The organism is Brevundimonas sp. Br13 (assembly GCF_055391505.1).
In genome coordinates, this window is record NZ_AP044008.1 from 2,838,387 (window position 1) to 2,861,474 (window position 23,088).

Consider the following 23,088-nt stretch of genomic DNA (forward strand, 5'->3'; position numbering starts at 1 on the left):
ATGACCACCCCCATGATGTACGCCGTCCAGGCCGCCGCCCTGTGGAGCGGCCTGCTGATCCTGCTGCTCCTGGTTCTGTCGGGCATTGTGGTCAGCGGCCGCCGCAAACATATGGTGTCGCTGGGGGACGGCGGTATCGCGGACCTAGCGGCCGCCACCCGCGCCTTCGGCAATTGCGCCGAATACGCCGCGCCCGGCATGATCGCCATGCTGCTTCTGGCCGCCGTGGGAGCGCCCGCCTGGATGGTGCATGGCGTGGGGGCGACCCTGTTCGTGGGGCGGTCGGCCCATGCCCTGGGCCTTCTGTTCCAGACGGGGCCGTCGCTGGGTCGGGTGATCGGCATGCTGCTGACCTGGGTCGCCCTGCTGACGGCGGCGGTCGGATTGATCGCCTTCGCCGTGGTCTGAGGCGCGAGGTTGCGACGCAGCAAAGGGTCCGCCATATCGGGGCATGACTGAAGCCCGCGACGCCTCCGCCTCCGCCGATCTTTTGCATGACATCGTCCAGGCCGCGCTGAAAGCAGGCGCGGACGCCGCCGAGGCGGTCAGCGCCGACCGAAGCGCCCTGTCGGTCGGGGTGCGCAATGGAAGGCTGGAGGACGTCGAACGCGAAGAGTCGCGCGATCTGGGCCTGCGGGTCTTCGTCGGACAGCGGCAGGCCTCGGTTTCCGCCTCGGACCTGTCGCCGGCGACTCGCACACGTTTGGTCGAACGCGCGGTGGCCATGGCGCGGCTGGCGCCGGAAGACCCCCACGCCGGTCTGGCGCCGCAGGATCGGCTGGCGCAGGCGCCCTTCGCCGAACTGGACCTGTTCGATCCCAGCGAACGCAGTGCGGAAGCGCTGGAGCAGGCCGCCGCCGAGGCAGAGGCCGCGGCTTTGGCCGTGAAGGGCGTCGCCCGGTCCGAGGGCGGGCATGCGTCCTGGTCGTCCAGCCGCTGGCGACTGGTGACCTCGCATGGATTCGACGGGGACTATCAGGGTTCGGCCTTCTCGCTGGGCGTCGGAGTGATCGCCGAGAAGGACGGAGCGATGGAGCGCGGCGGCGAGAGCCGCTCGACCCGGCATCTGTCGGACCTGCCGGGCGCCGAAATCATCGGGCGAACGGCCGGCGAACGCGCCGCAGCCCGGACCGGGGCGCGCAAGATCGCCTCGACCACCGCCCCCGTCATCTTCGACAACCGCATGGCCGGCCAGATCGTCTCGCCGGCGATCGGCGCGATTTCGGGGCCGTCGATCGCGCGCGGCACCTCCTTCCTGAAGGACCGGATGGGCCAGAGGGTGTTCGCCGAAGGCGTGACCCTGATCGACGATCCATTCCGGCCGCGCGGCCTGGGATCGACCCCGTTCGACGATGAAGGGGTCGTGGTCGAACGGCGCGCCCTGTTCGACGACGGTGTGCTGACCACCTGGCTGCTGAACAGCGCCTCGGCCCGGCAGTTGGGGCTGGAGTCCACCGGCCACGCCTCGCGCGGCCTGGCGGGATCGGCGGGGGTTTCGACCCACAATCTGCACATGGAGCCGGGCGAGCGCGATCTGGCCGGGCTGATGGCCGACGCCGGGACCGGGCTTCTGGTCACCTCCATGTTCGGGCCGTCGCTGAACGGAAACACCGGCGACTGGTCCGCCGGGGTGTCGGGCTTCTGGTTCGAGAACGGCGCGATCGTCTATCCGGTCAATGAGGTGACGGTGGCGGGCAAGCTGCCTGACCTCTATCTGCGGCTGGTTCGGGGCTCGGACCTGGAGTTCCGGGGCAGTTTCAACGTGCCGAGCCTGATGTTCGACGCGGTGGCCATAGCGGGCAAATGACGGAGCTGGACGCCGATCTCGACCTGATCCGCCAGGCGGCGATCGACGCCGGGGCCCTGGCCGTCGCCGAACGCGAGGCGGGGCTGAAGATCGAGTCAAAGGCGGGCGGCTCCCCCGTGACCAGCGGCGACCTGGCGGTGGACGCCATGCTGAAGGACCGTCTGTTGGCCGCCCGGCCTGACTATGGCTGGCTGTCGGAGGAGACGGCGGACTCGCCGGACCGCCTGTCGAGGCGACGGATCTTCGTGGTGGACCCGGTGGACGGCACGGTGGCCTATATGAAGCGCCAACCCTGGTGGTGCACCCCCATCGCCGTGGTCGAGGACGGCCAGGTCGTCGCCGCCGTCATCCATGCGCCGGAGGTTCAGGAAACCTATGCGGCGGTTCGGAACGGCGGGGCCTGGCGCAACGGCGCCCGGGTGCGGGCCTCGGACGTGGACACGCTGGACGACGCCTCGGTGCTGGGCGACGCGCGGATGATCGAGGGGCCGCACTGGGACGAGCCCTGGCCGCCCCTGCGGTTCTCAAAGCGCAACGCCCTGGCCTATCGGATGGCCCTGGTCGCCGCCGGCGCCTTCGACGCGGCCCTGGCCCTGACGCCGAAATGGGATTGGGACGTGGCGGCGGGCAGTCTGATCGCCGAAGAGGCTGGGGCCCGGGTCAGCGATCACCACGGCCGCCCCTGGCGGTTCAACCGGGCCGATCCACGCCAGGCCAGCCTGGTCTGCGCCGCCCCGGCCCTGCACCCGCTGATCATACGGCGCTGTAAAAACGTGCCGCTGTCGACCTGAAACCTAGGCAGCCGGCTCTTCATGCAGGTCGAGCCGACGCTGAATACGGCCCACATCGTCCCGCATTCGGTCCAGAGACACCTAGAGGCGAGCGTCAGTCTCCGCCAACCCGGCGATGTCGCGCCGCACGGACGTCAGCCCGATTTCGACGCCGGAGACCCGTTCCTTCAACTCACGCAGATCAAGCGCCAGCGTATCGATCTTGGCGTCGATCCGCCGCAGGAACACCAGCGTCAGATTTTCCGGATCACTGCTCATGACCGCATAATGCCCCAAGCTGCGATGACGGGCAAACGGGAGCGCGGCTGTAAAAACGTGCCGCTTTCGACGTAAGGCAGGGTCTGAAAACCCCGTCATACATTGATCCTTAGCCGTTCTCGGCCTATGCCCCGGCCAGAGCCCCACCCGAGCCTTTCAAGGACATCCGATGGTCGACCAATCCTCCGTCCCCACGCAACTGCTGCACCTGGTCATCGGCGGCGAACTGCGCCACCCGAAGGAGCCCGTCTTCCGCGACCTGTCGCAGGTCGAGTTCGTCGGCGCCTACGGCAGCTATGACGAAGCCAAACAGGCCTGGAAGGCGCGCGCCCAGGCGACCGTGGACAACGCCCACATGCGCTATTTCATCCTGCACGCCCACAAGCTGATCGACCCGCGCGGCGACGCGGCCTGAGTGCGACGTCAGGGAGCGGGAACCTGTTCCCTGACACGGACGCTGAACGACCGTGATCAACCTGGAACCCCAACAGATTTTTCAGCTGGTCAGCCTGCTGGCTGTCCTGGCCCTGTTCAGCTTTTCGCTGCGAGGCCACATCGGCTATGCGCGCTGGTTCAAGCGGTGGGAGGCCGAACGCAAGGCGCGACGGGACGCCGAACTGGCCGCCGAGGCGCGCCAGGCCGGCGAAGACGACGAAAGACCGAAGACCGGCCCCTGGGGCTGACGGTGTCGGCCCCTACTCCCGCCTCAGCAGCTTTTCGGTCAGCAGCGTGCCCCACCAGCCGGCCTTGAACTCCGCGCGGATGGCCTTGGGGTCGTAGTCGGGACTGTCCACCCAGTCGATGAAGCTGACGCCTTGGGGCTCGACCTCCTTGACGTACTTCTCCAGCGTAAAGTCCAGAACGCCGGTCAGCCCTTCGCGCGAGTGCAGATATTTCTTCGACAACTGCTTCATGGCGACCGATATGGGCTCGCCCAGATGGAAGTGGCGATAGAAGACCGCCATCATCCCGGCTCGGTCCGCGCCGGACTTGCAGTGGATCAGGACGGGATAGTCGATGGTCTTGAACAGGTCGCGCGCCCGGTGAATGCGGTCCCTCTGGGGCGGGTCGCGCGAGTCCAGCGGGGCGTCGATCAAGGTCAGGCCCAGCCGCCGGCAGGCCTCCTTCTCCAGCCAGTAATAGCCCTCGTCCCGCTCGCCCCGCAGATTGATGACGGTCCTGACGCCCTTGGACTTCCAATAGGCCAGTTGGCGCGGCGACGGCTGGTTGGTGCGGACAAGGTCCGGCCCCAGCCAGTGGGCGTTGGAGAAGACCAGGCGCAGAAAGGCGTGATCCGCCCAGAAATAATGCCAATGGGCCCGGAAACGGCCCATTGCGGTCGAAAGGTCAAAGCGCGCCATGGCCGCCAGATAGCGATCCGGGGCCGCCGCGTCATCCTCCGCTTGCAACCGGGGCCGTCGCCGCCCCGTCTTGCGGCGCCCGACCCTCGATCCAGAAGATGAAGATCGAGGCTCCGACGATCAGGGCGGCGCCCGGCCAGAACCAGATCGAGGGCGTCTGTCCCAGCAGAAGCCAGCCGACCAGTCCGGCCAGCGGCGCCTTCAGATCGGCGAAGGGCTGCAGATAGGCCGCGTCGGCCAGCCGGTAGGCGAAGGCCAGCAGATATTGCGCCGCCGCCGTCAGGCCGCCCAGGGCCAGCAACAGAAGCAGGCCTGCACCCTGAGGCAGGGCGAGGGGCAGGTCCGTAGCCACCCCGGCCGGCAAGGCGAAGGCGAAGGCGTTCGCCAGCAACAGAAGCGCCAGATGGTTGGGCGTGATCAGGACCAGCAGGGAGAGGGTCAGGGTCTCGGGCGTCTCCTCCCTCGCCAGCCGGCGGGTCATCACATCGGTGACGGCCCACAGGGCGGCGGCCAGGACCGGGGTAAGGGCGGCCCACCCCAGGCTTTCGGACCCGACCCCCGAAACGATCACGGCGCCGAGAAAGCCGACAATGGCCGCGACGATCCGGGGGCTCGACACCCGCTCGCCCAGACACAGGGTCGAGCCGATGATGACGAACAGGGGGCCGGTCGCCAGCAGGGTCACCATCTGCCAGATCGGCACGCCCGAGGCGAAGCCGTAGACGAAGACATGGACGCCCAGGGCCGAGGCGAAGGCGCGGATCAGATGGGCCAGAGGACGGCGCGTCCTCAGCCTGTTCAGGCCGATCCGCAGAACGATGGGCAGCATCAGGACCGAGGCGATCAGATACTGCCAGAAGGCCATTCCGGTCGAACTCATGCCGAACCGTTGGGGCAAAAGGGATTGCAGGATATTGCCGCAGGCGAAGACGAGACTGGCCGACAGCATCAACAGCGCCCCCAAGGCGGGGGCGCGAAGCGAAGACGAGGAAATCTGGTTCAATTGGTCGTCCTTTCCGTAACCAGTTTTCCAGGGTTACGGGCGACGACGCGCCGCGCCCGCCGCTCAAGCAAGAGCGACGCACGCCGCGAGGCGTTGGGTCCCGTTCTCTTTCATCCGGACTATACCGTCGGCCCCGGAATCGCACCGGATCTGCTGACCTCCCCAAGCGGGGGGAGCGCTCGCGGGCTTGGCGTCGCCGCCTTACCGCCGGTGGGGAATCGCACCCCGCCCTGAGAACACCGCAGGCGAACCTGCCCGCCCTACTTAGAAAGGGGCCGCTTGATCTTCAACCACCTGGGCGTTCAGGCGTTCAGACATCCAAGCTCCTCACCCCGAAAGGCCGCCATGAAGATCTTCGCCGCCGTCATCGCCGTCGCCTTGCCGGGCGGCGCCGTCGCCCAGAGCACGCCGCCTGAAGACCCGTCCCTGATCGCCTATCTGCAACAGCGCGCCGGCGAGGCGGCGGCCACGACCCGCTACACCGCCGCCCTGACTCCCGACGGCAAGACGGCTTTGGTCTATCTGACCGGACCGGCCTGGTGCGGATCGGGCGGATGCCGCCTGCTGGTTCTGGACCGCGACGGGTCCTCCTATCGCTCGGTCGGCGAGATCAGCGTGGCCCGCGCGCCCATTCGTCTTCTGGAACGCGAGGATCACGGCCGGCGCGCTCTGGGCGTGCAAGTGGCGGGCGGCGGGATCATCCAGGGCTATGAGGCCGCCGTGCCGTTCGACGGGCGACGCTACGCCTCCAATCCCACCGTCCCCCCGGCGACGAGGATCGACGATGCGCCGGGCGAAACCCTGATCCGGGCCGACGAAGAGGGGCGGCCTCTTCCACCCTCGCCTGACAAGCCTTGACTTGAGGGGCGGCTCGGACGACCGAAGGCCGATGAGCGAGCCCGCCCCCTCCATGCCCCTGAGCGCCCTGCTGGCGCGGATTTGGCGAGACTATCTGAGCAGCCGCAAGGGATCTTTGATCCTGTCGATCCTGTGCGCCGCCACGACAGGTCTGCTGACGGCGGCCCTGCTGAAGCTGCTGGAGCCGGCGGTGAACGGCCTGTTCCTCGGCGGCGACCAGCCGATCGTCCTGTTCGGCCGTTTCCGCTTCCCGGCGGACGAGGCCCTGATCGTCATCCCCGCCGCCATTCTGACGGTGGCGGTGGTGCGGACCCTGGCGGCCCTGGGCCAGGCCGCCCTGGTCAATCGACTGGGCCATACGATCGTCGGCGACATCCAGATCCGCCTGTTCGGCGCCATGATCCGCGCCGATCTGGCCCGACTGCGCAGCCAGCATTCGGGCGGCTTCGTCTCCTCGGTCCTGTTCGACGCCAATCTGGTGCGCGAGGCCTTCACCTCGGGCGTGGTCAACTACACCCAGAACCTGCTGACCCTGATCGCGGTGCTGATCTATATGGGGATCATTGATTGGCAGCTGACCATGGTGGTCCTGCTGGGCGTGCCCCTGGTGGCCCTGGTGCTGCGCCGGTTCGGGCGAAGGACGCGCAAGGCCGCCGTCGGCGCCATGGCCGAGACCGAGAACCTGTCCACCGCCCTGATGGAGAATCTGGACGGGGTTCGCCTGATCAAGATCGAGAACCGCGAGGCGGCCGAGCAGGATCGCGTGGCCGAGGTGGTGGCCCGTCGCCAGCGCCACGTCATCAAGGGCGCCAACGCCCGCGCCTTCGCCGGCCCGTCCAGCGATCTGGTCGCCTATGTCGTCGTCGCCGCCGTCATGGCCTATGCCGGATGGCGGGCCCAGTCGGGCGAGATGACGGTGGGCGGGTTCGCCGCCTTCATCGGCCTGTTGCTGGCGGCCGGCCAGTCGCTGCGCCAGGTCACGAACCTGGCCACGGTGATGAGCGAAGGCTTCACCGCCGCGCGTCGCCTGTTCGCCGCCCTGGACATCGAGCCGGAAATCCGTGAGGCGGCCGACGCCGAGACCCTGCCGTCCGGCCCGGTCGAGGTGGCGCTGGATCAGGTGTCCTTCGCCTATGCGGGGACGGACGCCCCGACCCTGGACGCCGTCTCCCTGCGGGTCGCGCCGGGCGAGACGGTCGCCCTGGTCGGCCCCTCCGGCGGCGGCAAGAGCACCATCCTCAGCCTGTTGCCGCGCTTCTATGACGTCACGGCCGGGGCGGTGCGGCTGAACGGGATGGATATCCGTCAGGTGCGGATCAGCGATCTGCGCGACCACATCGCCCTCGTGACCCAGGAGCCCTTCCTGTTCGACGACACCATCGCCGCCAACATCGCCTATGGCCGGCCGGGCGCGACGCAAGCCCAGATCGAGGACGCCGCGCGATCCGCCGCCGCCCATGACTTCATCACGAGCCTGCCGGACGGTTACGCCACCCGTGCGGGCGAGGCGGGCCTGCGCCTTTCGGGGGGGCAGCGCCAGCGGATCGCCATCGCCCGCGCCTTCCTGAAGGACGCGCCGATCCTGCTGCTGGACGAGGCGACCAGCGCCCTGGACACCGAGAGCGAGGCCCTGGTCCAGGCGGCGCTGGAGCGGTTGATGGAGGGGCGCGCCACCCTGATGATCGCCCACCGTCTGTCCACCGTCAGGAACGCCGACCGCATCTATGTGATCGAGGCCGGGCGGGTGGTCGAGGAAGGGACGCATGACGCCCTGGTGGCCCGTGGCGGACTCTACGCCCGCCTGGCCCGGCAACAGTCGCTGGACGGAACCCCGGCGGTCGAGGCCGTCGCGTGAGGCCGCTGCGCAATCCGATCATCCAGTCCGCCCTGGCCTGGACCCTGGCCAAATGGATGCAGGTCTGTTTCGCCACCATCCGCTGGACCCATGAGAACCAGCAGGCGGCCGAGGCTGTCTGGGCGCAGGGCGGCGGGGTTCTGTGCGTCTTCTGGCATTCGCGCATTGGCCTGTCGCCCGCCTGCTGGCCGCTGGACCGAGCCCAGCCGGCCAAGGCCCTGATCTCTCTGTCGGCCGACGGGGAGTTCATCGCCAAGGCGGTGGCGCGCCAGGGCTTTCCCGCCGTGCGCGGCTCATCGGCCAATAAGGACAAGGCGCAGAAGGCCAAGGGCGGCTCCCAGGCCCTGCGCGACGGGCTGAAGCAGCTCAAGGTCGGCGCCCTGGCCATCACCCCGGACGGCCCGCGCGGCCCGGTCAACATCATGGCCGAGGGCCTGCCGCTGATGGCGAAACTGTCCGGCGCCCCTGTCCTGTTCATCGGCCTGTCCTGCAATCCGGCGATCCGGCTGAACAGCTGGGATCGAGCGGTCCTGCCCCTGCCGTTCGGCAAGGGCGCCATTGTCTGGGATCGGGCCGACTATCCCGAGGGAGCCGACATGGCCCAGGTGACGCGCGACTGGACGGCGCGGCTGAATGCGGTCGAGGCGCGGGCGGATGCGATCACGGGTTTGAAGCCGTGACGCCCCTGCCCCTGCTGGCCTATCGGCTGCTGACCCGCGCCCTGGAGCCCCTGGCGCCGCGCCTGCTGGACGCCCGCGCCGCAAGAGGCAAGGAGGACCCCGCCCGTGTCGATGAACGGATGGGCTTTACCCGGATCGAACGGCCCGAGGGCGACCTGGTCTGGCTGCACGGCGTCAGCGTGGGCGAGACCCTGTCCCTGCTGCCCCTGGTCGAACGGTTCGTAAAGGCGCGGCCGGATCTGACGGTTCTGGTGACGTCGGGCACGGTGACGTCCGCCCGGATTCTTGAGGACCGGCTGCCGAAGGGGGTGATCCACCAATATGCGCCGGTGGACGGACCGGGCGCGGTCGGCCGTTTCCTGGATCACTGGCGGCCTGGGCTGGCGGTCTTCGTCGAGAGCGAACTATGGCCCAATCTGCTGCTGGAGGCCCACCGGCGCGGGGTGAAGCTGGCCCTGGTCAGCGCCCGCATCACCGACAAGACGGTCGAGGGCTGGCGCCGGTTTCCGGCCTCGGCTCAGGCGGTGACGCGCGCCTTCGACCTTGTCCTGCCCCAGGACGCCGCCTCCGCCGAGCGGCTGGAGCGGATGGGCGCCTGTATCGACGGCCTGGTCAATCTGAAGCTGGCGGGCGAGCCCCTGCCCCATGATACGGCCGCCTTCAGCCGTCTGAGCGCCGCCATCGGCGACCGGCCCGTCATCGTCGCCGCCAGCACCCATGAGGGCGAAGAGATCGCCATCGTCCGCGCCCTGGACAAGCTGAGCGAGCGCGTCTGCCTGATCCTGCTGCCGCGCCACCCCGAGCGCGGTCCCTTGATCGCGGAGGCCCTGCACCGGGACGGCGCAGCCTTCGCCATGCGCTCGCGGGGCGAGACCATCGGGCGCGACACGGACGTCTATCTGGCCGACACCTTGAACGAGATGGGGCTGTTCCTGCGTCTGGCCGATGTGGTGGTGATGGGCGGCTCCTTCGCTCCGGCCCTGGGCCTGCCGGCGGTCGGCGGTCACAATCCGCTGGAGCCCGCGCGGCTGGGGCGGCCCGTCGTGACGGGACCGGACGCCTCCAACTGGGCCAGCGTGACGGCGGCCTTGGCCCAGTCGGGCGGGCTGATCCCCGTCCAGGCGCCTTGGGACCTGCCCCAGGCGATAGGCCCCCTGTTGGCCGATCCGGCGGCGGCAAAGGCCATGGGCGAGCGCGCCCGCCGCGCGGCGGCCGAGGCGGGCGGGGATCTGGAGCGGCTGTGGTCCTGGCTCGCTCCGCTTACGCCGCAGAAGAGACCCCGGCGATGAAGCTGAACACGCCCCGCTGGTGGTATGTGCGCGACCGCGATCACGCCCGGATGACACGCACCCTGTTGAAGCCGCTGGGCTGGATCTGGGCTGGGGTGACGGCGCGGCGCATCGCGCGCACCGTTCCCCTTGATCCCGGCTGCGCGGTGATTTCGGTCGGCAATCTGACGGTCGGCGGATCGGGCAAAACGCCGGTTGCGCGCGAGGCGCTGCGGCTGCTGCGCGCGGCGGGGGTGGAGGCGCAGGGCCTGTCGCGCGGCTATGGCGGGCGGCTGGAAGGGCCGGTCCGCGTCGATCCCGCCTTGCATACGGCCGAGGACGTCGGCGACGAACCCCTGATGCTGACCAGGGACGCGCCGGTCTGGATTTCACGAGATCGGGTCGCCGGCGCCGAGGCGGCCGTTACGGACGGGGCCGACGCCCTGGTGCTGGACGACGGACACCAGAACCCCGCCTTGAAGAAGACCGTCAGCCTGATCGTCGTGGATGGAGAGACCCGCGGCGACGAATGGCCGTTCGGGGACGGCTCGGTATTTCCGTCCGGCCCGATGCGCGAGCCTTTGAAAGCGGGGCTGGCGCGCGCCGACGCCGTTGTGGTGATGCTGCCGACCGATCTGGAGACAGCCGATCCTGAACTGCTGGCGGTCTTCGAGGGTCTGCCGATCTATCTCGCGAGACTGACGCCGCAGGGTCCGCCCCCGACCGGCCCACAGGTCGGCTTCGCCGGCATCGCCAAGCCGTGGAAGGTCGAGCGGTCGCTGAAGGCGGCGGGCTGCGATCTGGTCGACTTCGTCCCGTTCCCCGACCATGCGGCCTACAGCGACAAGGATATGGCGTTCTTGAAAGATCGGGCGGCGGTCTTTCAGGCCGGCCTTGTCACCACGGAAAAGGACTGGGTGCGGCTGACGCCCGATCAGCGCTCGCATGTGACCGCCTGGCCCGTCGTCGCCCGGTTTGAGGATGAGGCCGGCTTCGCCGCCTTCCTGGTCGAGAAGATCAGGGCCGACCGGATTCAGTCGGCGCGATAAACGACCCCGCCCTTCATCACGAACTTCATACGCTCCAGTTCGGCGACGTCGCTCAGGGGATCGCCCGAGACGGCGACGATGTCGGCCGGCATGCCCGGCGCGATCCGCCCGGCCTCGCTGGAGATGCGCAGATGTTCGGCGGCGCCGACCGTGGCGGCCTGGACGGCCTCCAGCGGAGTCAGGCCGGCGCGGACCAAGAGGGCGAACTCCTTGGCGTTGTCGCCGTGGGCGGACACGCCGCTGTCGGTGCCGAAGGCGATTTTGACGCCGCCCTGGTGGGCGCGCCGCGCCATCTCCAGCATCTTCGGCCCCGCCTCCAGCGCCTTGGCGGTCTGGGCAGGGGTGAAGAAGTTGTCGGGCCCGGAGGCGACGCGCGCGACGAAATCCCCCGCCAGCAGGGTCGGCACAAGCCAGGCGTCGTTCTGCTTGAACAGGCGGATCGACTGGTCGTCCAGATAGGTGCCGTGTTCGATGGAATCGCCGCCGGCGCGCAGGAAGGCGTTGATGCCGTCGACGCCGTGAGCGTGAGCCGTGACCTGGCGGCCCATCCGGTGAGCGCTTTCAACGATGGCGGTCAGTTCGGGATCACTGAACTGCTGGTTCAGACCGGCGGCGGTGTTGGACAGGACCCCGCCGGTGGCCGTGATCTTGATGATGTCGGCGCCGGCGCGGATCTGGGTGCGGACCGCGCGCATACAGTCTTCCGGTCCCGAACAGACGCTTTCGGGCGACAGCAGGTGCAGGACGTCGGCGCGGAAGCCGTTGGCGTCGCCGTGGCCGCCGTGAACCGACACGGCCGAGCCCGCTGCAATGATGCGCGGCCCCGGCACGTCGCCCGCCTTCACCGCCTCGCGCAGGGCGAAGATCGCTTCGTTGTCGGCCCCGAGATCGGCGACGGTGGTGAAGCCCGCCATCAGGGTGCGGCGCGCATAGCGGGCGCCGACCATGGCCTGGGCGGCCTCTGACTGGGTCACCTCCTCCAGCCGCGAATTGGGGTTTTGCTGGCCGGTCAGGTGGACGTGGCTGTCGATCAGCCCCGGCAAAACGAAGGAGTCCCGCAGGTCGATGACCCGGCCCTGCGCCGGATCGCCGACGAAGCCGTCGCGAATATCGACGACTTGGTTCCCGCTGATCACGAGAGTTTTACTGCGCTGCACAACGCCGTTCGACGGATCCGCCAGCAGCCGCCCCGCCTCGACGAAGGTGACCACAGGGGGTCCGGAAAGTCCAACCCCTGCGGGGGTTTGCTGAGCCGCCGCCGCCGAAGCGGACGCCAGCAGCACCGACAAAGCCAAGATCAAACGCTTCATTGATCGCCCTCCCGCGACGCCTCGCCGCAAAATCGCCCCACAAGGCTCAGGTTGCCTCGGTCGTAACGGTTTGAAACAAACACCTCCGAAGACAAACCGCAACGAGGGCGTCGCATGCGGCTTTCGAGACGAGGACTCATTCTGGGCGGCTCGGCCATGCTGGCGGGGTGCGCCAGCGCCAGCGCCACGGCCCCCGTGACGACGGCGGCGCTCCCGCCCGTCGCGGCCCCGGTGGTCGTTCCCCCGGTTCAGACCGTCAGCGTGACCCCGCCGCCGCTGGATCCTCGCGGCGCCGTTCCGAAAGATCTGATGGACCGGGCCATGGCGGCCCTGGACATCCACCACCGCAAACTCCCCCTGCGTGACCGGATGTATCTGGTCGATTTCAAGAAGTTCTCGGGCGACGAGCGGCTGTACGAGGTCGATCTGATCGCAGGCGAGGTCAAGGTGCTGCGGACCTGCCACGGCCGGGGCTCCGACCCCGACCATTCCGGCTATGCGCGCCGCTTTTCCAACACGCCCGATTCCAACATGTCCTCGATCGGCGCCTACGCCACGGCCGGCGCCAGCTGGGGCAAGCAGCAGGGGCCGAACGTCCTGCTGGACGGGCTGGAATACACCAATGACAAGGCCCGCGAGCGCGCCATCATCGTCCACGGCGCCGACTACGCCGACCCGGACTTCCTGGCGCGCGAAGGCAAGCTGGGCCGCAGCTACGGCTGTTTCTCGGTGGCCCATACCGACTTGCCGGAGCTGCGCGAGCGGATGGGCGAAGGCCGGCTGCTGTTCGCCTGGGCGTAAGGCTTATCCCTCGGGCCGTCGGGCCGAGTGGCGGATGGTGATTATGCGAATCTCGCTGGGCAGGATGGCGTAGCGGATCACATAGGGGCGGATCGAGACCGCCTCGCGAAGCCCATGGCGTATTTGCCTGCCGCGATCCGAAAAGGCGCTCAGACTTTCGGCCAGATCGATCAGGCGCACCGCCAGGCGGATCGCCGCCGGCGGGCTGAAACCTTGCACATAGGATTGTATGGCGATCAGGTCTTCCCGAGCTTGCTCGGTCCAGACTACTCGCCGCATTTCGGCGGCGGGAGCGGATTGTCCGTTCCCCAAGACAGAAGCCACCGCTTTACGGCTTCATGGCTCACGACCCGTCCCGCCTCGGCGTCGGCGAGACCACGCAGGGTCGCCGCCTCGTCCGCCGCGTCGTCGGCGATGTCGAAGACGCCCGGCTCGTCGTCATCTTCGTGGTACGCGGGATCAGCCATGGCGCGAGCCTACCACACCCCGCCGATACGGTCAGCCCCGCTCCAGCGCCCGCCAGCCGATGTCGGAGCGGTTGAAGCCGCCGGGCCAGTCAATCTGGCGGATGGCGGCGTAGGCGCGCTCGCGGGCCTGGGCGATGTCGTCGCCCTCGGCGCAGACGTTCAGGACGCGGCCGCCGGCGGCGCACAGCTGGCCGTCGTCGCGACGCTTGGTGCCGGCGTGGAAGACCTGGACATGGGGACCGAAGTCCTGATCGGCGCCGCGGATGATCGAGCCTTCCAGCGGACTGTCGGGATAGCCCTTGGCCGCCATGACGACACAGATGACCGTCTGGGGCTTGAACGCCGGCGCCGGCAGGCCGGAGACGTCGCCCCGCGCGCAGCCCAGCAGATAGGGGACGATGTCGCCGGCCATCCGCATCATCAACACCTGGCATTCCGGGTCGCCGAAGCGGGCGTTGAACTCGACCACCTTGGGTCCGTCGGCCGTAGCCATCAGCCCGGCGTAGAGAACGCCGCGATAGGGGGCCCCCTCCTCGGCCATCTTGCGGATCGTGGGCTGAACGATGCGTTCGTCAGCCTGCTGGACCAGGTCGGCGGTGAAAACGGGCGCAGGGGAATAGGCGCCCATGCCGCCGGTGTTCGGCCCTAAGTCGCCGTCGAAGGCGCGCTTGTGATCCTGGGCGCCGCCGAACAGCAGGGCCTGTCGGCCGTCGCACAGGGCGAAGAGCGAGCCCTCCTCTCCGTCCATGAACTCCTCGATCACGACGCGGGCGCCGGCGGCGCCGAACCGGCCCCCCAGCATCCGCTCGACCTCGGCCTCGGCGTCGGCGCGATCCGGGCTGATGGCCACGCCCTTGCCGGCGGCCAGGCCGTCGGCCTTGATGACATAGGGCGGCTGGAAGGCGTCGAGCGCGGCCTTGGCCTCCTGAACCGTCTCATAGACGCCGTAGCCGGCGGTGGGGATGGAATGACGCTCCAGGAAGGCCTTGGAAAAGGCCTTGGACGTCTCCAGCTGCGCGGCCTTGGCGGTGGGGCCGAAACAGGGGATGCCGGCGGCGGCCAGCCGGTCCGCCAGACCGGCCGCCAGGGCGACCTCCGGCCCGACCACCACCAGGTCCGCCTTGATCTCGCGCGCCAGGGCCGCCAGGCCCTCGGCGTCGTCGGCCTTGACCGGACGAAGCTCGCACACGGCCTCGATCCCAGGATTGCCGGGCGCGGCGACAAGGCGGGTGACCAACGGCGACTGGGCGATCTTCCAGGCCAGGGCGTGTTCACGCCCGCCCGATCCGACGAGGAGAATGTTCATAAGGTCGGCAATGACCGCACCGCGCGAGGCGGTCAAGCGCGGGGTCGCCCTGATACGCCCTCCCCCCTCGAAACGGGTGCGAAAACGATCCGCCTCGGGCTAGAGTGGCGTCATGAGCGACGACTCCTATGTGTTCGAAGGCCCAGCCGAGGCCGCCGCCCCGCGCGACAACAATCCGCCCCTGTCGATCTCGGAACTGTCCTTTGCCCTGAAGCGGACGCTGGAGGAGCGATTCGGCCACGTCCGGCTGAGGGGCGAGGTGTCCAAGGTCAATCGTCACGCCTCGGGCCATGTCTATCTGACCCTGAAGGACGACAAGTCGGCCATCGACGGCGTGATCTGGAAGGGATCGGTGCGCGGCCTGGGCGTCCAGCCGGAGGCGGGGCTGGAGGTCATCGTCACCGGCAAGATCACCTCCTATCCCGCGCGGTCCTCGTACCAGATCGTGATCGAGAGCATGGAGGCGGCGGGTGCCGGCGCCCTCTTGGCCCAGTTGGAGCGGCTGAAGGTTCGCCTGCGCGACGAGGGCCTGTTCGAGCCGGAACGCAAGACGCCCCTGCCTCCGTTTCCCCGCACCATAGGGGTGATCACCAGCCCGACCGGGGCGGTGATCCGCGACGTCCTGCACCGAATCGCCGAACGCTGGCCGTGCCGGGTGATCGTCTGGCCTGTGGTGGTCCAGGGCGAGGCGGCGTGCGGCCAGGTGTCGAACGCCATTCGCGGCTTTGATGCGATGACGCCCGACGGGCCCATCCCCCGGCCGGATCTGCTGATCGTGGCGCGCGGCGGGGGGTCGGTAGAGGACCTGTGGTGCTTCAACGACGAGGGGCTGGCCCGCACGGTGGCGGCGGCGCGCATTCCGATCATCTCGGCCGTGGGACACGAGACGGACACCACCCTGATCGACTTCGTGTCCGACCGGCGCGCGCCGACGCCCACGGGGGCGGCCGAGATGGCCACGCCTGTGCTGGCCGACCTGAGATACGCCGTCGCCGACCTGGATCGACGGCTGGTTCTGGCGGGCGGGCGGCTGATCGAGGATCGACGGACCCGGCTGCGCGCCGTGGCGCGCGGACTGCCCGCCCGGCCGGAGGACCTGACGGCCCTGGCGCAACAGAGGCTGGACCATGTGTCCAGCCGCCTGGGTTCGGGCCTGCAACGCAACATCGCCCTGCATGAACGCCGTCTGGCCGTGACCGGCGGCAAGTTGAGCCCCGGGCTGCTGCGGACCCGGATCGAGCGGGGTCAGGATCGACTGCGCGGCGCGGGGGACCGGCTGGGGGCGGCGCTTCAGGCGGGCGTCGCGCGCGGCGAGCGACGGCTGTTGCAGATCGGCGGCCGCCTGTCGCCCGAACCGCTGCACCGCCGCCTGGACCAGCGCCAGGCCAGGCTGGACGCGGTCTCCGCGCGCCTGGAGGGCGTCATCCCCCGTCGACTGGACGGCGACCGAGCCCGACTGAACGCCCTGTCCCGCGCCCTGGCGACGCTTGATCCCAGCCGCCCCAAACCCGGCTTCGCCCGGGTCGAGCGCGCCGACGGTGGCTGGATCACCGCAGCGGCGGGGCTGGAATCGGGCCAGACTGTCCGACTGGTGTTCGGCGACGGCGCCCGCGAGGCCGTCATCGACGGCGCGGCGCATAACCCTTCGCCGACGCCGCCCTCTGCGACGCCCCAGTCGAAGCCTCAGTCGACCCCACGACCGACGCCTCGGCCCAAGCCACCGGCGCCGGACCAGGGCGACCTCTTCTGACGTCCGGTCCCGCTTTTCCGCTTCGCCCCTGAGCCGCTTCCTGCTAACCGCCGCCGCATGAAGATCCCCCGCATCGCCTTCGCCGCCTATGGCTTCGCCCTTCTGATCATCGTCCTGGACCAGCTGACCAAGGCCTGGATCCTGAGTCTGCCGGACGTGGCCTCGATCGAGCAAATCCCCGTCGGCTACGTCTTCGCCGAGGTCTTCCCGCCGATCCTGCGGTTCACCTTCGTCCAGAACACCGGCGTCAGCTTCGGCCTGTTCGGCGGGGGCGAGGCGCGCTGGGGTCTGACCATCTTCTCCGTCCTGGTCTCGGGCGCCCTGGCCTGGTGGGCGACGCGGGCCGATCGCCGCCTGCTGATCACCGCCATCGGCCTGGTGATCGGCGGCGCCCTGGGCAATGTGATCGACCGGGTGCGGTTCGGCTATGTGGTCGACTTCATCGACGTTTCGGGCACAGGCGTCTTTCCCTGGGTGTTCAACGTCGCCGACAGCGCCATCACCATCGGCGTCGTCCTTCTGATCATCGACAGCTTCCTGTCCGACCGGGCCTCCAAGGCCTGAAAACGGCTGCAAGGTTGGCGCGGCCCCCGAAAAGTCGTAATCACCCCGTCTTCACTATGCCAACAGCGCCCGCAGAGGCGTTCCGTGCATCAGCCGATCGAGCCTGAACCCATGCGTATCCGCAGCGTCGCCGTCCTGACCCTCGCCGCCTCAGCCGCCCTCGCCGTTTCGGCCTGCGGCAGCCTCAAGCAAGGCATCGGCCTGACCAAGGTCGTGCCGGATGAGTTCGTGACCGTCTCCACCGCGCCGCTCAGCGTGCCGCCGGAATACGGCCTGCGTCCGCCTGCGCCCGGCCAGCCCCGCCCGCAGGAACTGGCGCCCGAAAGCGCCGCGCGTCAGATCCTGCTGGGTCAGCGTCAGGCCGTCACCCGCACCCCCGGCGAACAGGTCCTGGTGGCCCAGGCCGGCGCCGATCAGGCCGACCCCCTGGCCCGCTACGTCGTCGACGACGAGTTCGGCGACATCGCCCACAAGGACGAAAGCTTCGCCAACCGCGTGATGTTCTGGCGCAAGGACGACGCCTCGACCCAGGCGGCCACCACCCGCCAGACCGCCGAGGGCCAGCAGACGATCGACGCCTCGACCGAGGCCGCCCGGCTTCAGGCCCTGACGGGCGGTCGTGAGGCCATCACCATCACCCCGCGTCGCAGCGGCGGTTTCAAACTGCCGGGTCTGTAAACCGGTCGAACCCTTGTCGGACGCCGGCTGCGGCGTTGGTCCTTTCGCTGTCGGAAATCATTTGATGCGTCGCCTGCTCACCGCCCTGGCCGCCGTTTCCATCGCGGCCTCCGTCCTGCCTGTCGCCGCCGAGGCGCAGCAACGTCAGCGTCAACGCGGTTCCAGCGGACAGCAGGCGGACGGGTCGGAGAATGCGCCGTCCACCCGCGCGCCCCGGATCGCGCCCCTGCGCCGCCGCGCCAACGCCGGCCCCTGCCCCTTCGTCAAGGTGCTGTACGACGCCGCCCGCTATGTGGAGCTGGAAGGCGGTCGCGCCGCCATCGCCAACGTCGGCTACACCGGCGAGATCGAAGGCGTCTCGGCCGATTGCGAATATCGCGAAGCCGATCCGATCCGGCTGGACATGGACATCCTGTTCCAGCTGGGCCGCGGCGCCCAGGCGACCGAGGACCAGAAGACCTATCGTTACTGGGTCGCGGTGACGGAACGGAACAGCGCGGTCCTGGCCAAGGAATATTTCGACCTGCCGGTGAAGTTCGACGGATCGCGCACCGCCTCGGTCCACGAACAGCGGACCATCATCATTCCCCGCGCCGAGGCCACAACCAGCGGCGGCAATTTCGAAGTTCTGATCGGGTTCGACGTCACGCCCGAAATGGCCGAGTTCAACCGGTCCGGCAGTCGCTTCCGCGTCAACGCCGGAGCCGCCCAAGCCTCTGCGCCGAGCCAGTAATGTCTGATCTGAAGACCGTCCTCAGCGAAGCGGTCGCCGCCGCCTTCGCCGCCGAAGGCGTGGAGCCGGCTCTCGCTCGCGTCACCCCGTCCGACCGGCCGGATCTGGCCGACTTTCAGTCGAACGGCGCCCTGGCCGCCGCCAAGGCGTTGAAGGCCAATCCGCGCGAACTGGCCGGCAAGATCGCCGAGCGGCTGAACGCCGATCCGCGTTTCACCTCGGTCGAGGTGGCGGGGCCCGGCTTCATCAATCTGAAGATCGCCGACGCCGTTCTGGCGGAACGCGCCGCCGAAGTCGCCGCCGACGCCGAACACGCGGGCGCCGCCCTCGTGGCCGAGCCGCGCAAGGTGGTGATCGACTACGGCGGTCCGAACGTGGCCAAGCCGATGCACGTCGGCCATCTGCGCAGCGCCATCATCGGCGAGAGCCTGAAGCGGCTTTTCCGTTTCCGCGGTGATCATGTGACCGGCGACGCCCATTTCGGCGACTGGGGCTTCCAGATGGGGCTGCTGATCACGGCCTGCGGCGACGAGGGTCTGGCCGACGCCTTCATGGCCGACGGCGACGGCCCCTTCCCCGCCGAAAGCCCGGTGACCCTGGCCGATCTGGACCGGCTGTATCCTCAGGCCGCCGGCAAGGCCAAGGAAGACCCGGCCTTTCGCGACCGCGCCCGCAAGGCGACGGCGGAACTGCAGAACGGCCGCCCCGGCTATCGCGCCCTGTGGTCGCATTTCGTGGCGGTCAGCCGTGAGGCCCTGAAGCGCGAATACGGCGACCTGTCGGTCGATTTCGACCTGTGGAACGGCGAGAGCGACGCCGATCCCCTGATGGACGAGATGATCGCCCATCTTAAGGCTGAGGGCCTGCTGGTCGAGGACGACGGCGCCCAGGTGGTCCATGTCGCCAAGCCGGGCGAGACCCGCAAGAAGAAGCTGGCCGACGGCTCGGTGATCGAGACGCCCTCGCCCCCGCCCCTGCTGGTGATCAGCTCGGAAGGCTCGGCCATGTACGGCACGACCGACCTGGCCACGATCCTGGACCGCAAGAAGGCCCTGGCGCCGGACCTGGCCCTGTACGTCGTCGACGAACGCCAGGCAGAGCATTTCGAACAGGTGTTCCGCGCCGCCTATCTGGCCGGCTACGCCGCGGAAGGGTCGCTGGAGCATCTGGGCTTCGGCACCATGAACGGCGCCGACGGCAAGCCGTTCAAGACCCGCGCGGGCGGGGTGCTGAAGCTGCGCGACCTGATCGATCAGGCGACGGACAAGGCGCGCGAGCGTCTGCATGAGGCCAAGCTGGGCGACGACCTGTCGCCGGAAGAGTTCGAAGCCATCGCCCACAAGGTGGCCATCGCCGCCCTGAAGTTCGCCGACCTGTCGAACGCGCGGACCACCAGCTACGTCTTCGACCTGGACCGGTTCATGAGCTTCGAGGGCAAGACCGGCCCCTATCTGCTGTACCAGTCGGTCCGGATCAAATCCCTGCTGAGGAAGGCCGCCGAACAGGGCGCCGCGCCTGGCGCCATCGTCATCGCCGAACAGGCCGAGCGCGATCTGGCCCTGACGCTGGACGCCTTCTCGACCGCCGTGTCGGACGCCTATGACAAGCGGATGCCGCATCTGGCAGCCGAGCACGCCTATCGGGTGGCGCAATCGTTCTCGAAATTCTACGCCGCCTGCCCGGTGCTGGTGGCGCCGGACGAGGCGACGCGGGCCTCGCGCCTGGCCCTGTCGGCGGCGGCGCTGCTGCAGCTGGAAACGGCGTTGAACCTGCTGGGGATCGAGACTCCCGAACGGATGTGACCGCCGTTCTGTGACCTGAAAGACGCGGACTCTGCTCTTCAGCTCTGATTAACCTTCGCCGGGTTCAGGGAGCGGTCGACGGATGGGGACCGGCGGTCAGCAGTCTAAGGGGCGTCGCTGGGGTCAGCATCGGGGACGCATCCGCGTGGCGGACGGCGCCCTGCGGCCGTTCGGCCCCCGCGATCTGACGCCGCCGTTCCTGAAGCGCCGGGCGATCCTCTATGTGGACGGCTACAACCTTTTCCACGCCCTGCTGAACCAGAAGCGGCGCGAATGGCTGTGGCTGGACTTGCAGGCCTTGGGGCGGGGCCTGATCGATCCGACGGAGCGGCTGGCCGGCGTGGTCTGGGTCAGCGCCCACAAGCCCCAATCCCGCTCGCGGATGGAGGCCCTGTTCCGCTATGAGGCGGCGCTGAGGGCGCGCAAGGTTCGTTGCCTGATGGGCCATTTCATCGTCCATGGCGAACACTGCCGCGCCTGCGGCAATGTCTGGAGCGCGTCCACGGAGAAGCAGAGCGACGTCAACCTGGCCCTGGCGGTGGCGGACGATGTGGCGGCGAACCGGGTCGATTCCGTCTATCTGCTGACCACCGACGGCGACCACGCCGCCACCGTGCGGTACGTGCGCGAGGCCTATCCGGAAAAGCGGATCGTCAGCGTCGCCCCGCCCGGCCGGGCGCACAATCGCCAGATCGCCGCCTGGACCGACGAACTGGTCGGGATCGGGCCCAATCTGCTGGCCGGGTCCATGCTGCCCGACCGGCTGAAGACGGCCAGGGGCTGGGTCGAACGGCCCGAGGCCTGGAGCGCCCGCCCCAGCCTGCCCCCGCCCCCCGATCCGCCGCCGACGAACGACGCGGGGAAGACCAAGGCTGGACATCTGCGGCTGGTGGTGTCGAACGCCTAGCCGAGATGATATGATCGCGTCGTCATGAACCTCCATGTCCGCAATCTTGATGAAGAAACGGTCCGCGCCCTGGAACAGAGGGCCGCGCGCAACGGCCGTTCGGCCGAAGCGGAAGTGCGAGCCATTCTGACGGCGGCTGCGGCGGTCGAGATGGCGGACAGGTCCGACTGGATCCAGGTGTCGGATGAGCTGCGAGCGCGTTCGGCCGGATTCAGCCACACGCCGTCCGAAATTCTGGTTCGGGAAAGCCGCGACGAAAGATGAAGGCGATCATCGACTCCAGCGTCGTGATCAAATGGTTCGTGAAGGAGGATGGTGCGGACGAATCGCTCGACCTCCGTTTTCAGCCTTTGGCTGCGCCGGACCTTCTGCTCGTGGAATGCGCCAATGTGTTCTGGAAGAAGGTTCGACGTCAGGAATACCAAGCCGACGACGCAGTCTTGGCCCTCGGGGCGATTGAGCGAGCGAACATAAGCCTGTCGCCCGCCTATGGATTGGCCTCGCGCGCGTTCGATATCGGTCGCGCGCTCGACCATGCCGTCTATGATTGTTTCTATCTGGCCCTTGCTGAACGCCTGAGCCTGCCTTTGATCACCGCCGACGCCAAACTGATGTCCAAAGCGACGCTCGAGCGCACATCTGTCCGCGTGCTCAATCTATCAAACTGGAAGACCGTCCTCGATGCCGACTGACCTCGACGCCTATATCGCCGGCCTGCCCAAGGCGGAGTTGCACCTTCACATCGAGGGCTCGCTGGAGCCGGAGCTGATGTTCGAGCTGGCGAAGCGCAATGGGGTCTCAATCCCCTACGACAGCGTCGAGGCGGTGCGGGCGGCCTATGATTTCTCGAATCTGCAGGACTTCCTGGACATCTATTACGCCGGGGCGGCGGTCCTTCTGACGCGCCAGGATTTCGAAGATCTGGCCTTCGCCTATTTCCAGCGGGCGGCCGCCGATAACGTGCGCCACGCCGAGATCTTCTTCGATCCCCAGACCCATACCGACCGGGGCGTGCCCTTCGGCGTGGTGGTGGAGGGGCTGATCGCGGGGATGGACCGGGCCAAGGCGGAACTGGGCGTCAGTTCGGGCCTGATCCTCAGCTTCCTGCGGCACCTCACCGAGGAAGAGGCGTTCGCGACCCTGGAGGCGGCCAAGCCCTATCTACATCATTTCATCGGGGTGGGGCTGGATTCGTCGGAGGTCGGCCATCCGCCGTCCAAGTTCCAGCGCGTCTTCGCCGCCGCCCGCGACCTGGGCCTGAAACTGTGCGCCCATGCCGGCGAGGAAGGCCCGCCGGCCTATGTGCACGAGGCGCTGGACCTGCTGCACATCGACCGAATGGACCACGGCAATCGCTCGATGGAGGACGAGGTTCTGGTGGAGCGGCTGGCGCGCGAGCAGATGACCCTGACCGTCTGCCCCCTGTCGAACCTGAAACTGTGCGTGGTGAACGACCTGAAGGACCACCCCGTGCCCGAGATGCTGCGCCGGGGCCTGCACGTCACCCTGAACTCGGACGATCCGTCCTATTTCGGCGGGTACGTGAACGACAACTACAGCCGGCTGGCGGCGGCGGTCGGGCTGACGAAGGAACAGGTGACGCTGCTGGCGAAGAACAGTTTCGAGGGGTCTTTCCTGGGCGAGGCGGAGAAGGCGGCGTTCGTCGCGGAGGTAGAGGCCTACGCCAAGGCGGGCTGACGTCCTTTCGTCATTCCGGGCGAAGGGCCTGCTTGGCCCGAAGACCCGGAACCCAGCGGCGCCGAAGGCGAAATGGGTCCGCCGCACTGTGCTGGAACAGCGCGTCCGCGACAGTTTCGCGCTCTCGCGCGCCGCTGGGTTC

27 protein-coding genes and 1 riboswitch are annotated in these 23,088 nt (G+C 68.6%); of the genes, 20 read left to right on the top strand and 7 right to left on the bottom strand.

What is annotated here, in order from left to right:
• The 3 genes from ACZ5M6_RS14075 to ACZ5M6_RS14085 are packed head-to-tail and all read left to right on the top strand — an operon-like array spanning position 1 to position 2,598.
• Complete coding sequence (locus ACZ5M6_RS14075; RefSeq protein ID WP_054766237.1) at positions 1-408, top strand: MAPEG family protein; 408 nt, start codon at positions 1-3, stop codon at positions 406-408.
• Between the two features lie 43 nt (positions 409-451).
• Complete coding sequence (locus tag ACZ5M6_RS14080; RefSeq protein ID WP_464158956.1) at positions 452-1,807, top strand: TldD/PmbA family protein; 1,356 nt, start codon at positions 452-454, stop codon at positions 1,805-1,807.
• Complete coding sequence (locus tag ACZ5M6_RS14085) at positions 1,804-2,598, top strand: 3'(2'),5'-bisphosphate nucleotidase CysQ (protein ID WP_464158957.1); 795 nt, start codon at positions 1,804-1,806, stop codon at positions 2,596-2,598. Before ACZ5M6_RS14080 ends, ACZ5M6_RS14085 begins: the two co-directional genes overlap by 4 nt.
• Positions 2,599-2,679: 81 nt before the next feature.
• On the opposite strand, the gene ACZ5M6_RS14090 is transcribed toward ACZ5M6_RS14085, so the two are convergent.
• Positions 2,680-2,856 carry a hypothetical protein gene (locus tag ACZ5M6_RS14090; RefSeq protein WP_464158958.1) on the bottom strand — a complete coding sequence of 59 codons (177 nt, stop codon included), beginning with the start codon at positions 2,854-2,856 and terminating at the stop codon, positions 2,680-2,682.
• Between the two features lie 169 nt (positions 2,857-3,025).
• Here ACZ5M6_RS14090 and ACZ5M6_RS14095 point away from each other — a divergent pair, with 169 nt between their 5' ends.
• Complete coding sequence (locus tag ACZ5M6_RS14095; RefSeq protein WP_054766241.1) at positions 3,026-3,271, top strand: DUF4170 domain-containing protein; 246 nt, start codon at positions 3,026-3,028, stop codon at positions 3,269-3,271.
• 52 nt (positions 3,272-3,323) lie between these two features.
• Positions 3,324-3,539 carry a hypothetical protein gene (locus ACZ5M6_RS14100; protein WP_054766242.1) on the top strand — a complete coding sequence of 72 codons (216 nt, stop codon included), beginning with the start codon at positions 3,324-3,326 and terminating at the stop codon, positions 3,537-3,539.
• 12 nt (positions 3,540-3,551) lie between these two features.
• Here the strand turns inward: ACZ5M6_RS14100 and ACZ5M6_RS14105 are convergent, their stop codons facing one another.
• Together ACZ5M6_RS14105 and ACZ5M6_RS14110 are read right to left on the bottom strand one after the other, a co-directional pair.
• Entirely contained in the window at positions 3,552-4,217 is a 666-nt protein-coding gene (locus ACZ5M6_RS14105) for a fused DSP-PTPase phosphatase/NAD kinase-like protein (RefSeq protein WP_287395174.1), read from the bottom strand.
• Positions 4,218-4,248: 31 nt separating this feature from the next.
• Positions 4,249-5,220, bottom strand: coding sequence for a DMT family transporter (locus tag ACZ5M6_RS14110; protein ID WP_464158959.1), 972 nt, complete (start codon positions 5,218-5,220; stop codon positions 4,249-4,251).
• 98 nt (positions 5,221-5,318) lie between these two features.
• Positions 5,319-5,462, bottom strand: a riboswitch (FMN riboswitch).
• Between the two features lie 103 nt (positions 5,463-5,565).
• On the opposite strand from ACZ5M6_RS14110, the gene ACZ5M6_RS14115 reads away from it, so the two are divergent.
• Genes ACZ5M6_RS14115 through lpxK form a run of 5 tightly spaced genes read left to right on the top strand, consistent with a single transcriptional unit; the run spans position 5,566 to position 10,930 of the window.
• Entirely contained in the window at positions 5,566-6,078 is a 513-nt protein-coding gene (locus ACZ5M6_RS14115; protein ID WP_464158960.1) for a hypothetical protein, read from the top strand.
• A gap of 31 nt (positions 6,079-6,109) precedes the next feature.
• Complete coding sequence (locus ACZ5M6_RS14120; protein WP_464158961.1) at positions 6,110-7,933, top strand: ABC transporter ATP-binding protein; 1,824 nt, start codon at positions 6,110-6,112, stop codon at positions 7,931-7,933.
• Positions 7,930-8,613 carry a lysophospholipid acyltransferase family protein gene (locus ACZ5M6_RS14125; protein ID WP_152950708.1) on the top strand — a complete coding sequence of 228 codons (684 nt, stop codon included), beginning with the start codon at positions 7,930-7,932 and terminating at the stop codon, positions 8,611-8,613. Before ACZ5M6_RS14120 ends, ACZ5M6_RS14125 begins: the two co-directional genes overlap by 4 nt.
• Positions 8,610-9,902 carry a 3-deoxy-D-manno-octulosonic acid transferase gene (locus ACZ5M6_RS14130; RefSeq protein WP_182714909.1) on the top strand — a complete coding sequence of 431 codons (1,293 nt, stop codon included), beginning with the start codon at positions 8,610-8,612 and terminating at the stop codon, positions 9,900-9,902. Before ACZ5M6_RS14125 ends, ACZ5M6_RS14130 begins: the two co-directional genes overlap by 4 nt.
• Positions 9,899-10,930 carry a tetraacyldisaccharide 4'-kinase gene (lpxK, locus tag ACZ5M6_RS14135; RefSeq protein ID WP_464160129.1) on the top strand — a complete coding sequence of 344 codons (1,032 nt, stop codon included), beginning with the start codon at positions 9,899-9,901 and terminating at the stop codon, positions 10,928-10,930. The genes ACZ5M6_RS14130 and lpxK overlap by 4 nt, the downstream gene beginning before the upstream one ends.
• On the opposite strand, the gene ACZ5M6_RS14140 is transcribed toward lpxK, so the two are convergent.
• Complete coding sequence (locus ACZ5M6_RS14140; RefSeq protein ID WP_464158962.1) at positions 10,915-12,240, bottom strand: metal-dependent hydrolase family protein; 1,326 nt, start codon at positions 12,238-12,240, stop codon at positions 10,915-10,917. The genes lpxK and ACZ5M6_RS14140 overlap by 16 nt on opposite strands.
• 114 nt (positions 12,241-12,354) lie before the next feature.
• Here ACZ5M6_RS14140 and ACZ5M6_RS14145 point away from each other — a divergent pair, with 114 nt between their 5' ends.
• Positions 12,355-13,041, top strand: coding sequence for a murein L,D-transpeptidase catalytic domain family protein (locus tag ACZ5M6_RS14145; RefSeq protein ID WP_464158963.1), 687 nt, complete (start codon positions 12,355-12,357; stop codon positions 13,039-13,041).
• A 3-nt stretch (positions 13,042-13,044) separates the two neighbouring features.
• Here ACZ5M6_RS14145 and ACZ5M6_RS14150 read toward each other — a convergent pair whose 3' ends face one another.
• From ACZ5M6_RS14150 to purD, 3 genes are read right to left on the bottom strand one after another with little or no spacing between them, the layout of a single operon-like run.
• Positions 13,045-13,320: a type II toxin-antitoxin system RelE/ParE family toxin gene (locus ACZ5M6_RS14150; protein WP_292137071.1), complete on the bottom strand. Its 276-nt coding sequence runs from the start codon at positions 13,318-13,320 to the stop codon at positions 13,045-13,047.
• On the bottom strand, positions 13,308-13,508 hold the full coding sequence (locus ACZ5M6_RS14155) for a hypothetical protein (protein ID WP_007442400.1): 201 nt from the start codon (positions 13,506-13,508) through the stop codon (positions 13,308-13,310). Before ACZ5M6_RS14155 ends, ACZ5M6_RS14150 begins: the two co-directional genes overlap by 13 nt.
• Before the next feature lie 31 nt (positions 13,509-13,539).
• Positions 13,540-14,814 (bottom strand): phosphoribosylamine--glycine ligase, encoded by a 1,275-nt coding sequence (gene purD, locus ACZ5M6_RS14160; RefSeq protein WP_464158964.1) that lies wholly within the window; start codon positions 14,812-14,814, stop codon positions 13,540-13,542.
• Between the two features lie 112 nt (positions 14,815-14,926).
• Here purD and xseA point away from each other — a divergent pair, with 112 nt between their 5' ends.
• The 9 genes from xseA to ACZ5M6_RS14205 all read left to right on the top strand — a co-directional run bounded on the left by xseA (position 14,927) and on the right by ACZ5M6_RS14205 (position 22,946).
• Positions 14,927-16,564: an exodeoxyribonuclease VII large subunit gene (gene xseA, locus ACZ5M6_RS14165; protein ID WP_464158965.1), complete on the top strand. Its 1,638-nt coding sequence runs from the start codon at positions 14,927-14,929 to the stop codon at positions 16,562-16,564.
• A gap of 57 nt (positions 16,565-16,621) precedes the next feature.
• Positions 16,622-17,128 carry a signal peptidase II gene (gene lspA, locus ACZ5M6_RS14170; protein ID WP_152950713.1) on the top strand — a complete coding sequence of 169 codons (507 nt, stop codon included), beginning with the start codon at positions 16,622-16,624 and terminating at the stop codon, positions 17,126-17,128.
• 111 nt (positions 17,129-17,239) lie between these two features.
• The gene (locus ACZ5M6_RS14175; RefSeq protein ID WP_201462916.1) at positions 17,240-17,806 is read left to right on the top strand and encodes a DUF3035 domain-containing protein; all 567 of its coding nucleotides are present in this window, start codon (positions 17,240-17,242) and stop codon (positions 17,804-17,806) included.
• A gap of 64 nt (positions 17,807-17,870) precedes the next feature.
• Complete coding sequence (locus ACZ5M6_RS14180; protein WP_182714913.1) at positions 17,871-18,539, top strand: Tat pathway signal sequence domain protein; 669 nt, start codon at positions 17,871-17,873, stop codon at positions 18,537-18,539.
• Positions 18,539-20,341 (top strand): arginine--tRNA ligase, encoded by a 1,803-nt coding sequence (gene argS, locus ACZ5M6_RS14185; protein WP_464158966.1) that lies wholly within the window; start codon positions 18,539-18,541, stop codon positions 20,339-20,341. The genes ACZ5M6_RS14180 and argS overlap by 1 nt, the downstream gene beginning before the upstream one ends.
• Before the next feature lie 82 nt (positions 20,342-20,423).
• Entirely contained in the window at positions 20,424-21,248 is an 825-nt protein-coding gene (locus ACZ5M6_RS14190; protein ID WP_260171131.1) for a PIN domain-containing protein, read from the top strand.
• Positions 21,249-21,272: 24 nt separating this feature from the next.
• Complete coding sequence (locus ACZ5M6_RS14195) at positions 21,273-21,512, top strand: FitA-like ribbon-helix-helix domain-containing protein (RefSeq protein WP_054766258.1); 240 nt, start codon at positions 21,273-21,275, stop codon at positions 21,510-21,512.
• Positions 21,509-21,940, top strand: coding sequence for a type II toxin-antitoxin system VapC family toxin (locus ACZ5M6_RS14200; RefSeq protein WP_054766259.1), 432 nt, complete (start codon positions 21,509-21,511; stop codon positions 21,938-21,940). The genes ACZ5M6_RS14195 and ACZ5M6_RS14200 overlap by 4 nt, the downstream gene beginning before the upstream one ends.
• Positions 21,930-22,946 carry an adenosine deaminase gene (locus ACZ5M6_RS14205; protein ID WP_464158967.1) on the top strand — a complete coding sequence of 339 codons (1,017 nt, stop codon included), beginning with the start codon at positions 21,930-21,932 and terminating at the stop codon, positions 22,944-22,946. The genes ACZ5M6_RS14200 and ACZ5M6_RS14205 overlap by 11 nt, the downstream gene beginning before the upstream one ends.
• Positions 22,947-23,088 lie beyond the last annotated feature (142 nt).